9 protein-coding genes are annotated in these 12,399 nt (G+C 71.1%); 3 read left to right on the top strand and 6 right to left on the bottom strand.

Features of this window, described 5'->3' with window-relative positions; translation table 11 throughout:
- Window positions 1–88: 88 nt before the first annotated feature.
- From ACIBTV_RS20340 to ACIBTV_RS20325, 4 genes are read right to left on the bottom strand one after another with little or no spacing between them, the layout of a single operon-like run.
- Window positions 89–2,224 carry an alpha-galactosidase gene (locus tag ACIBTV_RS20340; RefSeq protein WP_396706995.1) on the bottom strand — a complete coding sequence of 712 codons (2,136 nt, stop codon included), beginning with the start codon at window positions 2,222–2,224 and terminating at the stop codon, window positions 89–91.
- Window positions 2,221–3,132: a carbohydrate ABC transporter permease gene (locus tag ACIBTV_RS20335; protein ID WP_396706993.1), complete on the bottom strand. Its 912-nt coding sequence runs from the start codon at window positions 3,130–3,132 to the stop codon at window positions 2,221–2,223. The genes ACIBTV_RS20340 and ACIBTV_RS20335 overlap by 4 nt, the downstream gene beginning before the upstream one ends.
- Window positions 3,129–4,082 (bottom strand): carbohydrate ABC transporter permease, encoded by a 954-nt coding sequence (locus ACIBTV_RS20330; RefSeq protein WP_396706991.1) that lies wholly within the window; start codon window positions 4,080–4,082, stop codon window positions 3,129–3,131. The genes ACIBTV_RS20335 and ACIBTV_RS20330 overlap by 4 nt, the downstream gene beginning before the upstream one ends.
- Before the next feature lie 21 nt (window positions 4,083–4,103).
- On the bottom strand, window positions 4,104–5,432 hold the full coding sequence (locus ACIBTV_RS20325; protein ID WP_396706989.1) for an ABC transporter substrate-binding protein: 1,329 nt from the start codon (window positions 5,430–5,432) through the stop codon (window positions 4,104–4,106).
- Window positions 5,433–5,701: 269 nt separating this feature from the next.
- Here ACIBTV_RS20325 and ACIBTV_RS20320 point away from each other — a divergent pair, with 269 nt between their 5' ends.
- The 3 genes from ACIBTV_RS20320 to ACIBTV_RS20310 all read left to right on the top strand — a co-directional run bounded on the left by ACIBTV_RS20320 (window position 5,702) and on the right by ACIBTV_RS20310 (window position 9,571).
- Entirely contained in the window at window positions 5,702–7,702 is a 2,001-nt protein-coding gene (locus ACIBTV_RS20320; RefSeq protein WP_396706987.1) for a beta-galactosidase, read from the top strand.
- A 30-nt stretch (window positions 7,703–7,732) separates the two neighbouring features.
- A complete protein-coding gene (locus tag ACIBTV_RS20315; RefSeq protein ID WP_396706986.1) occupies window positions 7,733–8,509 on the top strand; it encodes a DeoR/GlpR family DNA-binding transcription regulator in 777 nt (258 codons plus the stop codon).
- A 108-nt stretch (window positions 8,510–8,617) separates the two neighbouring features.
- Entirely contained in the window at window positions 8,618–9,571 is a 954-nt protein-coding gene (locus tag ACIBTV_RS20310; RefSeq protein ID WP_396706984.1) for a sporulation protein, read from the top strand.
- Window positions 9,572–9,689: 118 nt separating this feature from the next.
- Here the strand turns inward: ACIBTV_RS20310 and ACIBTV_RS20305 are convergent, their stop codons facing one another.
- Both ACIBTV_RS20305 and ACIBTV_RS20300 read right to left on the bottom strand, forming a co-directional pair.
- A complete protein-coding gene (locus tag ACIBTV_RS20305; RefSeq protein WP_396706982.1) occupies window positions 9,690–10,073 on the bottom strand; it encodes a hypothetical protein in 384 nt (127 codons plus the stop codon).
- 225 nt (window positions 10,074–10,298) lie between these two features.
- Window positions 10,299–12,341: a glycerophosphodiester phosphodiesterase family protein gene (locus ACIBTV_RS20300; RefSeq protein WP_396706981.1), complete on the bottom strand. Its 2,043-nt coding sequence runs from the start codon at window positions 12,339–12,341 to the stop codon at window positions 10,299–10,301.
- Between the last annotated feature and the right edge of the window lie 58 nt (window positions 12,342–12,399).

Raw genomic sequence — 12,399 nt, 5'->3', positions numbered from 1 at the left:
CTGAGGTAGAAGCCGAGTGCGCCGTCCTCGACATGCCCGTGGAAGATTCTTTGGCGCGTCCGCGAGACTTCGCTGGGGAGAAGCGTGGTCAGCCGACGGCGGTGACCTCCAGCAGCAGGGTCTGCTCCGGGTGCAGCGCCGGCAGGTGCAGACCGACGGTGGCCAGCGCGGCTCCGGTCAGCGTCACCCCGTGCGCCAGCCACGGCGGCGCGGCGCGGTCCAGCGTCGCCGGCCCGGGCACCCCGGCGGGCGGCCGGACGGCGTACCGCCGCCCCGGATCCAGGCCGGGCAGCCGCACCGGCCCCGGCACCTGGGCCACCGAGGTGGCCAGCCGGCTCACCGCGTAGACGGCGGCCGTGCCGTCGTACCCGACCACACCGTGTGCCCAGACGGCCGGGTCGGGATGGTCGACGCGGACCGTACGACCGGAGTGCAGCAGCGGCCGGAGCCGCTTGTGCAGCGCCACCCACGCGGTCAGCTCGGCCCGCTCCCGGTCGCTGATCGAGGCGATGTCCCACTCGATGCCGTGGTGGCCGAAGAGCGCGGTGGTGGCCCGGAAGCCCAGGTCGTGCACGCGGTGCGTGGTGTGCGAGCGCTCCGGGCCGGTGTGCGTGCCGACCAGCTCCGGCGGGAGCAGCAGCCCGGTCCAGCGCTGGATGGCCAGCCGCTCCAGGGCGTCGTTGCAGTCGCTGGCCCACACCCGGTCGGTGCGGGCGAGGATCTCCAGGTCCACCCGAGCGCCGCCGGAGGCGCAGCTCTCGATCTCGACATCGGGATGGCGGCGGCGCAGCTCGTCCAGGAGCAGGTAGACGGCCCCGGTCTGCGCGTGGACGCCGGGCCGGCCGCGGTGACCGGCCTCGGTGAGGTCCCGGTTGTGATCCCACTTCAGGTAGCTGATGCCGTCGTGCCCACCGAGCAGCGCGTCGAGCCGGGCGAGCAGATAGGCGTACGCGTCGGGCTCGGCGAGGTCGAGCACCTGCTGTTGCCGCCACCCCGGCGGCAGTCGGCCGGGCACCTGCAGCACCCACTCCGGGTGGGCCCGGAACAGGTCGGAGTCGGGGTTGACCATCTCCGGCTCGACCCACAGCCCGAACTCCATCCCGTGCCCGCGGACGTGGTCGATGAGCGGTTGCAGCCCGTCCGGCCACACGTCCTCGTCGACCCACCAGTCGCCGAGGCCGGCGCGGTCGTGGCGGCGACCCCGGAACCAGCCGTCGTCGAGGACGAAGCGCTCCACGCCCACCTCGGCCGCGTGGTCGGCGAGCACCCGCAGCCGGTCCAGGTCGTGGTCGAAGTAGACGGCCTCCCACACGTTCAGCGTGACCGGCCGGGCGCGGCGCGGGTGCGACGGCCGGGCCCGCAGGTGCGTGTGCAGGACCTCGCTGAGCCCGTCCAGCCCGGTGTCGGACCAGACCGCGTAGAGCAGGGGAGTGGCGTACGACTCGCCGGGGTGGAGCACGATCTCGCCCGGGGCGAGCAGCTCACCGCCGCCGAAGACGGCCTCGCCACTCGGTCGCCGCTCCGCGAAGGTCACGTGGTCGCCGCTCCAGGCGGTGTGCACGGCCCAGACCTCGCCGTGCCGGAAGCCGAAGCCGGCCGTGCCGGCCACCAGCAGCAGCGTCGCGTCGTGCCCGGTGCGCCCGTGCCGGCCCTCGCGGACCCAGGTGCCCATCGGCCACGGGTGCCGCTGCGGGGACCGTTCCCGACACCAGCGGCCGGTGAGGTCGAGCAGTTCGGTGGCGACCGCGGGCACCGGCAGCACCGGCGTGAGTTCGCGCAGCTCGTACGGGGTGCCTCCGGCGTTGCGGAGCCGGTGCCGCAGCAGCAGCAGGCCGGTCGGATCGAGGGTGAGCTCGACGGCCAGCGACAGGCCCGCCCCCGCGTCGGTGGCCCGGACGGTGACCCGCGCCGCCGCGCCGGGGGTGTCCTCGACGTCGAGGTCGTCGAGCCGGAACGCGGTCGCCCAGTCGGCGCGCCCGCGGTGCCCGGCGAGCGCCGGTCGACCGCTCCAGCCGGCGGCGGCCTCGGGTAGCAGGGTGAGGGTGGTGGGGGCGTCGAAGCTGCTCGGCACCACCGGCGCGACGGTGGCCTCGGCGAGCTGACGCAGGGCGTCGTCGTCGAGGTCGCCGACGTCGCCGCCCCAGTGGACCACCCGGGGCAGCCTGGGGCCGCGCGCGTCGAGCACCAGGCTGGTCCGCGCGCGGCGCAGGTGGAGAACGGTCATCCCTTGCTGGCTCCCAGGGTCAGGCCCCGAACGAAGTGCCGTTGGAGCAGGAAGAAGATCACCAAGGTCGGGATCGCGACCAGCACGCTGCCGGCCGAGACCAGGTTGTTGTCGGTGAAGAACTCGCCGCGCAGGTTGTTGAGCGAGCTGGTGACCGGGAACTTGTCGCCGGTGCGCATGAGCACGGTGGCCCAGAAGAACTCGTTGTAGATCCAGGTGACCTCGAGGGTGGCCAGCGCGGCCAGGGCGGGCCTGCACAGCGGCATGGTGACCTGCCAGTACTGCCGCCAGATGCTCGCCCCGTCCACCATCGCCGCCTCGTACAGGTCGCGGGGCAGAGCCTTCATGTAGTTGCTCAGCACGAAGACGCAGAACCCGCACTGGAAGGCGACGTTGACCAGGATCAGGCCCCAGTAGCTGTCGTACAGCAGCTCCGAGTCGCTCATGAACTCCGGCAGCGGCACCTCGGTGAAGAGCCGGAACAGGGGAATGAGCAGGGCCTGCTGGGGCAGCAGGTTGGCCGCGGTGAAGAGGCCGAGCAGCACCAGGTTGAGCTTCCAGCTGAACCGGGCGATGACGAACGCCACGCAGGAGGCGAGGAAGAGCGTCAGCAGCACCGCCGGGACCGTGATGTAGACGGAGTTGAGGAAGTGCTGGCCGAACTCGGCGGTCCGCCAGGCCGTGACGTAGTTGTCGATGGTCCAGCCGCCGAACGAGACGTAGCCGTGGGTGGCGGTGTACTCGTACGACCGCAGTGACGTGAGCACGGCCCAGAGGATCGGGAAGAGCCAGCCCACGGCGACGGCGGCGAGGAAGACGTGCAGCACCACGCGCTGCGGGGTGAGCCGATGTCGGCGCGGTGGCACCTCCTCGGTCGCGGCGGGGCGCGTCAGCGTCGCGCTGCTCATCGGTCCTCCCGCATGACGGTCGCCAGGTAGATGGTGATGAAGACCAGCGAGACGACGAGCATGATGGTCGCCAACGCGGAGCCGAAGCCGATCCGGCTGGCCTCGCCGACCACGTTCTGGGTGACCAGCGCGGAGAGCAGCTCCAGGCCGTTGCGGCCCTTGTTGACCACCCAGACCAGGTCGAACGCGCGCAGCGACTCGATCACCGTCACGACCAGCACGATGATGTTGATCGGTCGCATGACGGGGAGGACCACCCGGAAGAAGCTCTTCGCCTCGGAGGCGCCGTCGACGGCGGCGGCCTCCCGCAACGACGGGTCGACGCCCTTCAGCCCCGCCAGGTAGAGCAGCATGATGTAGCCGACGTGTCGCCAGCCGGCGGCGACCATGACCGCCCAGATGTTGACGCTCGGGTCGCCGTACCAGTCGGTGTTCCCGCCGAGCACCGCGTTGAGCAGGCCCTGGTCACGGGAGTAGATGAGCTGCCAGACGAAGCCGATCAGCGCCAGCGACAGCACCACCGGCAGATAGAGGGCGGTCTGGTAGAAGCGGCTGCCGCGCAGCTCCTTGTCGAGCAGCACGGCGAGGAACATGCCGAACGGCGTGGCCACCAGGAACAGCACGGCCAGCCACAGCAGGTTGTGCTGCACGGCGGGGACGAACGGCGGGTAGATGGTCACCACGTCGTGGTAGTTGCGGTCGCCGACGAAGTCGATGTCGGACAGCGGCCCGATGCCGTCCCAGTCGGTGGTGGAGAGCAGCACCGTGGCGAGCGCCGGCAGCCACACCAGGGCGGTCACGAGTAGCAGCGGTACGAGCACCATCAGCGTGATCACCACGCGGTCGGTGCGGGACAGGTGCCGTAGCCGACGGCCGCGACCACCCGGGGTGGTGGTCGCGGCCGGTGGCGGTACGGCGCGATCCGCTTGGATCAGGGGCAGGTCGGACACGGTGTCCTCCCCCTCTCGCCGTCAGCTGGTGAAGATCGACTTCTTCTGGTTCTCGATGCTGTTCGTGAGCCCGTCGATGTCCTTCGGGTCCTTGATGAACTGCTGCAGCGCCGGGATGATCACGGTCGAGGCGAAGTCGGGGCGGGTGTCCCGGTCGAGGAACTGGGCGATCTCGGTGGCCGAGCCGACCAGTTCGGCGGCCTTCTTCTGCAGGGCCGTGTAGCCGCTGACGTCGGCCTGGGTGTTGGCGACGAGGGTGTTCGGGTCGTTCTTGACCGTGATGTCGCCGGCGGTCTTCGAGCCGAGATACTCCAGGAGTTTGCGGGAGTTGTCCTCGGCCTTCGGCTTGCGGGCCATCATGTAGCCGTCGATCGGGGCGTCCAGGGCCTTGGCGCCGATCGCCGGGTCGATCTCCGGGAAGGTGAAGAAGTCCAGGTCGTCCTGCTCGTCGTTGTTGAACTGCTGCCCCACGAAGAGACCGAGCAGGTACATCCCGCTCTTCTTCTGCTGCAGCGACTGCGCGGCCTCCTGCCAGGTCCGGCCAAGGCTGTCCGGTTGGTGCGCCGGCAGCAGACCGGCCCAGGTGTCGAAGACCTTCTTGACCTTGTCGGAGGTCCAGGCCTCCTTGCCGGCCATCAGGTCGATGTGGAACTGGTAGCCGTTGATCCGCAGGTTGAGGATGTCGAAGGTGCCCATCGCCGGCCAGCCGTCCTTGTCGGCGAAGGCGATCGGGATGAGGCCGTCCCGCTTCATCTGCGCGGTCAGCTGGTTGAGCTGGTCGAGGGTGGTCGGCACCTGGTAGCCGTGCTGCTGCCAGACCGACTTGCGGTAGAACATGGCCCACGGGTAGTACGAGGCCGGTACGAAGTACTGCTTGCCGTCGTCGCCGGTCGACGCCTTCTTGAACGCCTCCGAGTAGCCGGAGAGCTTGCCCCAGACGTCGCTGAGGTCGCCGGCCAGCCCGCGGGCGGCGAAGAAGCGCATCCGGTAGCCGGCGAACCAGGTGAACACGTCGTCCGGCTTGCCCTGCAGGTAGTTGTTGATGTTCTCCTGGAACGTGTTGTGGTCGACGGTGTTGATCGCGACCGTGACGCCGGAGGAGGTCGTGAAGCCGTCGATCACCTTGGCGAGGACGTCCTTCGGCTTCGGGTCGGACTGGTTGGAGCCCAGCGACACCGTCTTGGCTCCGGAGCCGCCGGAGTCGGAGTCGCCGCAGCCGGTGAGCAGCCCCGTGCCGAGCAGGGCGCCGGCGGAGGCCGCGCCGGCGAGCAGGGTCCGGCGGTTGACGCCGGCGAGGGAGGGCGGGACGAGTCTGGCCAGGTACTCGGCTTGGGTTCGGGGACGGGACATGGTTCCTCCTGCTGACGAAGAGGTGCGCTACGCCCGAGGGCCGTTCTGGTGGTGGGGCCGGCTACCGTGATCGCACATCTGGATCCACCGTGAATCCACATTGGCGAACACAAGCTGCCAGTGGCGCCTGAAACTACCCGTCCATCCGCCCCTGTCAAGGGGGTCGATGCCTGCGATTGTGACGGGACCGTCGGGCGCCGCACGTCGACCGAGGCGGGCGTGTTGGAAACTGTTGACTTTGTCGATCGGTGGGGGCACGCTCTGCTGCCATGCGACGCTGGCAGAGCGACCGGATCCTCTTCGGCGGTGACTACAACCCGGAGCAGTGGCCGGAGGAGGTCTGGGCCGAGGACGTCGAGCTGATGCGCCGCGCCGGGGTCAACCTGGTGTCGGTCGGGATCTTCTCCTGGGCGCTGCTCGAGCCGGCCCCCGGCCGGTACGAGTTCGGCTGGCTCGACCGGGTGCTCGACCTGCTGCACGACGGCGGCGTCGACGTCGACCTGGCCACCGCCACCGCGAGCCCGCCACCGTGGCTGGCCCGGGCGCATCCCGAGACGCTGCCGCGCCGTGCCGACGGCACCGTGCTCTGGCCCGGCGGCCGGCAGGCGTACTGCCCCAGCTCGCCGATCTTCCGGGAGCGGGCCCTCGCCCTGGTCGAGGCGGTCGCCGGCCGGTACGCCGACCACCCGGCGGTGGTGCTGTGGCACGTCTCCAACGAGCTGGGCTGTCACAACGCGCACTGCTACTGCGACGTGAGCGCCGAGGCGTTCCGGGCCTGGCTGCGCGACCGCTACGGTGACCTGGACGGGCTCAACGCCGCCTGGGGCACCGCGTTCTGGAGCCAGCGCTACGGCGACTGGGCCGAGATCAACCCGCCGCGCACCGCGCCGACCTTCGCCAACCCCACCCAGCAGCTCGACTTCCTGCGCTTCTCCTCGGACGAGCAGCGGGCCCAGCTGCGCGCCGAACGTGACCTGCTGCACCGGCTGGTCCGCCAGCCGGTCACCACGAACTTCATGATCGGCACGGGGGTCAAGGCACTGGACTACCACTCGTGGGTCGACGACGTGGACGTCGTCGCCAACGACCACTACCTGACCGCGGCCGACCCTCGGGCGCACGTGGGGTTGGCGCTGTCGGCGGACCACACCCGGGGGGTCGCGCGCGGCGAGCCGTGGCTGCTGATGGAGCACTCCACCAGCGCGGTCAACTGGCAGCCGCGCAACGTCGCCAAGACCCCGGGTCAGCTGCGCCGCAACAGCCTCGCGCACGTGGCCCGCGGTGCCGACGGCGTGCTCTTCTTCCAGTGGCGGGCCTCCCGGGCCGGCGCGGAGAAGTTCCATTCCGCGCTGGTGCCGCACGCCGGGCCGGACACGAAGGTCTACCGGGAGGTGTGCCGGCTCGGCGCCGACCTGGCCGCGCTCGCCGAGGTGCGGGGCAGCCGGGTGGACGCCGAGGTGGCGATCCTGTTCGACTACGAGGCGTGGTGGGGCGTCGAGCTGGACTCGCACCCGAGCGTCGACGTGACCTACCTGGACCGGCTGCGCGCGCTCCACGACTCGCTGTGGCGGGCCAACGTGACCGCCGACGTCGTCCACCCCTCGACCGACCTCAGCGGCTACCGCCTGGTGCTGGTGCCCACCCTCTACCTGGTACGCGACGCCGACGTCGCCGCGCTGCACCGGTTCGTCGCGGCCGGCGGCTCGGCGCTGGTGACGTACTTCAGCGGGATCGTCGACGAGCACGACCACGTCCGGCTCGGCGGCTACCCGGGGGCGTTCCGGGAGCTGCTCGGCGTCCGCACCGAGGAGTTCTTCCCGCTGCGCGAGGGCGAGCGGGTGCGGCTCGACGACGGCGCCACCGCCGACGTGTGGACCGAGTGGCTGCACGCCGACGGCGCGGACGTGCTGGCCGCGTACGCCGACGGGCCGTTGCCGGGCGTCGCCGCGGTGACCCGGCACGCGGTGGGGGAGGGTGCCGCCTGGTACGTCGGCACCCGGCTGGACGAGCCCGCCACCGACGCGCTGGTGGCTCGGTTGCTCGCCGAGGCCGGGGTGCGTCCGGCGACGACCGCCCCGCCCGGGGTGGAGGTGGTCCGGCGTCGCGACGGCGACCGCAGCTGGCTGTTCGTCCTCAACCACACCGCTGACGAGGCGCGGCTCGCCGCGGCCGGTGTCGAGCTGCTGACCGGCACGACCTGCGCGGGTGAGCTGGTGGTGCCCGCCGGTGAGGTGGCGGTGGTCCGCGAGGACGGCACCGTCGCCGCCTGAGCCCGCAACGGATCGGAAGGAGGTCGACACATGCTCGCCCAGCAGCGGCAGAGCGCCATCCTCGATCTGATCCGTCAGCGCGGCGGCGTCCGGGTGAGCCACCTGGTGAGCCGCTTCGGTGTCTCGGACATGACGATCCGCCGGGACCTGGAGGTGCTGGCTGAGCGCGGCCTCATCGACAAGGTGCACGGCGGGGCCACCCTGGCCGGCCCCGGTTCGGCCGACGAGCCCGGGTTCGCCGCGAAGTCGGTGCGCCAGCAGGCCGAGAAGCGCGCCATCGCGGAGCGCGCGGCCGTGCTGGTGGAGCCCGGCATGGCCATCGCGCTCTCCGCCGGCACGACCACCGCCGCGCTGGCCCGGCTGCTGTCGGAGGTACGCGGCCTCACCGTGGTGACCAACTCGGTCCCGGTCGCCGACGCGCTCTACCAGGACCCGCGCGCCGACCAGACGGTGGTGCTGACCGGCGGGATCCGTACGCCGTCCGACGCGCTCACCGGGCCGGTCGCCGAGGCGGCGGTCAGCTCGCTCAACGTCGACCTGCTCTTCCTCGGCGTGCACGGGATGAGCCCGCGTACCGGCTTCACCACCCCGAACCTCCTGGAAGCCGGCGTCAACCGCTGCCTCATCGACTCCGCCCGCCGGCTGGTGGTGCTCGCCGACCACACCAAGTGGGAGACCACCGGCATCGCCACCATCGCCCCGCTGGCGGCGGCCGACGTGCTGGTCACCGACTCGGGGCTGCCGGGCGAGGCGCGTGCCGCCGTCGGTGAGCAGGTCGGTGAGCTGGTCGTGGTCGACGCGCGCTAGACCCGCCGGGACCGCTTCACAGGGACCTCACAGGGCCGCCGGATAGGGTGCGGTCGAGTCAACGTCCGGCTCCACGGTGGAGCCTCCGGCGGTCGCACAGGAGTTCCGATGGTCTTCAAGAAGATGATGAGCGCGTTCGGCGTGGGCGGCCCCAGCGTCGACACGGTGCTGACCAACCCGAACACGCGACCCGGCCTCACCCTCGAGGGGCAGGTCAACCTGCTCGGCGGGGACGCGTCGGCCAACATCGAGCAGGTGGTGCTGAGCCTCGTCACCCGGGTCGAGATCGAGGGGCACGACACCGAGTACTCCGGCATCATGGAGTTCCACCGCATGGTGGTAAGCGGCCCGCTCCAGCTGGCCCCGAAGCAGCAGCTGGCGATCCCGTTCCAGCTGCCGGTGCCGTGGGAGACCCCGATCACCGACGTCTACGGTCAGCGGCTGCGCGGCATGACCATGGGTCTGCGCACCGAGCTGGCGGTGGCGCGGGCGGTCGACAAGAGCGACCTGGACCAGGTGGCGGTGCACCCGCTGCCGGTGCACGAGCGCATCCTCGACGCGTTCCACCAGCTGGGTTTCCGGTTCAAGAACGCCGACCTGGAGCGTGGTCGCATCCACGGCGTGCAGCAGACGCTGCCGTTCTACCAGGAGATCGAGTTCTTCGCCGCGCCGCAGTACGCGCAGACCATCACCGAGGTCGAGCTGACCTTCGTGACGAGCCAGCGCGGCGTGGACGTGGTGCTGGAGTGCGACAAGCGCGGCGGCTTCCTCAGCGCCGGGCACGACGTCTTCGGCCGCTACCACGTGCCGCACACCGACGCCGCCCGGTCGGACTGGGTGCAGATCGTCGACGGCTGGCTGCGCGAGACGACGTCCCGCTACGGCAGCCTGCGGGCCAACTACGGGCACGGCGGATACGGCCACGGGCACGGCCGGGGCAGCGGCATCGGTGGCATGGTCGCGGCCGGTGCGCTCGGTGTCGCCGGCGGCATGCTCGCCGGTGAGCTGATCGAGGACGCGTTCGAGGGCGACCTCGGCGAGGACTTCGGCTTCGACGAGTAGGCGTCCGGGCCGGCGGAGGCGTCGGCCGGCAGCGCCGGCCCGCGTCGGCCCGCGCGCCCGGGAAAACACGACGGCGGCCTCCGGGAGGATTCCCGGAGGCCGCCCGTGTTACTGCGGGTCAACGCCGACCCGAACGCCGTTCGCCCAGCGAGCGCTTCGGCGACCCGGCCTTCGACAGCCCTCGGCTGACGAGGTAACCGGCGGTCAGAGCGGCGATGATCCACCACGACTGAACCGGGTTGTTGATGTTCAGCCCGTTCGTGGCCGGACCCCGCCAGAAGGCGGCGATCACGACGGCCGCGACCGCGGCGGCGTAGATCCAGAACTCGGTCGTCAGGAACGCCTGCTTGGTCTCGGTGCCGGTCTGCGCCGGCATCGGCTCCCGATGGCCGTCGTTCATCATCGGCATCGGACGCGTGGGCGTCTCCTGCATCGACTGCCGGTTCTGCATGTCGGTGGCCGGCCGGTTCATCGGCCTGGCGGATGCAGCCTGCGTGCTCATCTGGTCCTCCTCAGGATGCGATGAGTCGTACCTGCATTCCCTCGCCCCGCTACCGCGTCTAGGCCACGGCACGGTTTCGTCTCTGTGGCGGGGACGCCCGTCGACTACCCGAGGCCGATGAGAAGGTAACCCTCACCGGTGGCCGGAAAATCGCCCGCCCGCTCCCGACCCCGGAACGGCACCGCCGGTGACGCCCCGTGGCGCCACCGGCGGGGTACGCGCGGGTCAGCGCAGGCCGTTGCGGACGGCCACGCCGATCAGCAGCTCCGGGTCGTCGGTGATGATGCCGTCCACCCCGAGGTCGATGACGCGCTGCATGATCCCGGCGTCGTCGACGGTGTACGGGATCACCTTCAGCCCGTACCGGCCCTGGAGGGTGCGGACGTCCGGTCCGTGGAAGTACGCCGGGTTCTCCCGCAGGTACCAGTCGGACGAGGCGACGGTGCCCTGCGCCGGGTCGTGCACCTGCCAGTTCGCCGACACCGTGCCGGCGCCCGCCGCCTTGGTCAGCTTGCCCAGGTCGCGGTACTTCCACCAGTCCAGCCCGGCGGTCCACGGGCTCTTCACCTTCGGGTCGCCGTAGACGGCCTGAAGCGAGCACTCGTCGGCGAGGCCGGCGCACTCGGCCGGGCCGTACTGCCAGACCAGGGCGACGGTGCCGATCCGCTTGTTCAGCTCACGGGCGTAGGTGATGGTCCGCCAGTCGAACGACTGGATGGTCGCGCGGTCGACGAAACCGGCCCGCTCGATCGCGGTGACGAGCTTGCGGGTGAAGCTGCGGTACGGCTCGGTGTCGTCCACCAGCGGGCTGAGCTTCGTCTCGATGTTCATCCGGACGTCGCCGCGCCCGCTCGCCTTCACCAGCGCGAAGACCTCGTCGAGGGTGGGGATGCGGGCACCCGGGGCGGGCACCTGGTTCGGCAGCTCGGGCAGGGTCTTCGTGCCGCAGTCGATGGTCTTGATCTGCGCGAGGGTCAGGTCGTGGACCAGCTTGCCCACGTACGGGAACTGGCGGTCACCGGGGCTGGCGGGGGCGGTGTCGACGCAGTGCGAACCGTTGATGGCCCGGTCGTGCAGCACCACGAGCTTGCCGTCCCGGGTCACACCGGTGTCCAGCTCCAGCGTGGAGATGGCCTTGTCGGCCAGGGCGTTGCCGAACGCCGGCAGGGTGTTCTCCGGGAGGTTCGCCCGGCCACCGCGGTGCGCCTGGATGTCGAAGGGCGAGGTGTGGCCCGTCGGCAGCCGGTAGCCGCGCTGCGCCAGCAGGCCGCGCAGCCGGTCCGGGTAGTCGGTGATGATGCCGTCCACACCGTCGTCGATCAGCTTCGCCATGGTCGGCACGTCGTCGACCGTCCACGGGATCACCTTGATGCCGTAGCGGTGCGCGTGCGTGACCATCTCGCGGGTCACGTACGGCTTGTAGTCCGGGTCGGTGACCTTGCCGTTCTGCGGGAAGCCGTGCACCGGCGAGAACGCGTCCGCGCCGAAGCTGCGGACGGCCTTGATCGGGTCGCCCCCGAAGGTGTCGATGTCCAGCCCGCCCAGCCACGGCGACGCGCCCGGCTGCCCGGTCTGCAGGAAGTCGTAGTTGGTCAGGGCGACCAGCGGCAGGCGCGGCTCGACCTGGCGCATCCGCATGAGGGCGCCCCAGTCGAAGCTCTGGATGGTCACCTGCTTGAGCAGCCCGGCGGCGCGGATCTCGGCCGCGGTGACCTGCACGAACTGCTCCCGCGGCGCGGTCTCGGTCGGCGCGCCCGCCTCGACCTTGGTCTCCACGTTGAGCTTCACGTCGTCGGCCCGGTAGCGCTTCACCAGCGCGAAGACCTCGCGCAGCAGCGGCATCTTCGCGCCGGGCACGGCGAGCTGGCCGGGCTTGTCGGCCAGCGTCTTCGAGCCGCAGTCCAGGGTGCGGACCTGGGCCAGGGTGAGCGTGTTGATGTACTTGCCGACGTAGGGGAACTCCGGGTCACCGGTGGTCACCGGCGCGGTGTCGGTGCACTTCGCGCCACTGATCTTGCGATCGTGGGTGACGACGGCCTGCCCGTCCTCGGTGATCTGCACGTCCAGTTCGAGGGTGCTCACCCCGAGTTGGAGGGCGTTGCCGAATGAGGCGAGGGTGTTCTCCACGCGCAGGCCGAGACCGCCGCGGTGGGCCTGCAGGTCGAATGTCCGGTCCGGACGCGGGGTGGCGCCGGCGGGCGCCGCGAGCCCGGTCGTCACGGTCGTGGCGGCCAGGGCCGCGACCGCGATACGGCGTACTGTGCGCACGCTGTCACTCCTCCTCCGGCGGGCCCGTCCCGCCGGTCCGCCGGTCAGCATGGGTAGC

The sequence above is a fragment of the Micromonospora sp. NPDC049366 genome, assembly GCF_044466625.1.
Classification (GTDB): domain Bacteria; phylum Actinomycetota; class Actinomycetes; order Mycobacteriales; family Micromonosporaceae; genus Micromonospora.
This window is presented reverse-complemented; position numbering and strand designations above follow the sequence as displayed.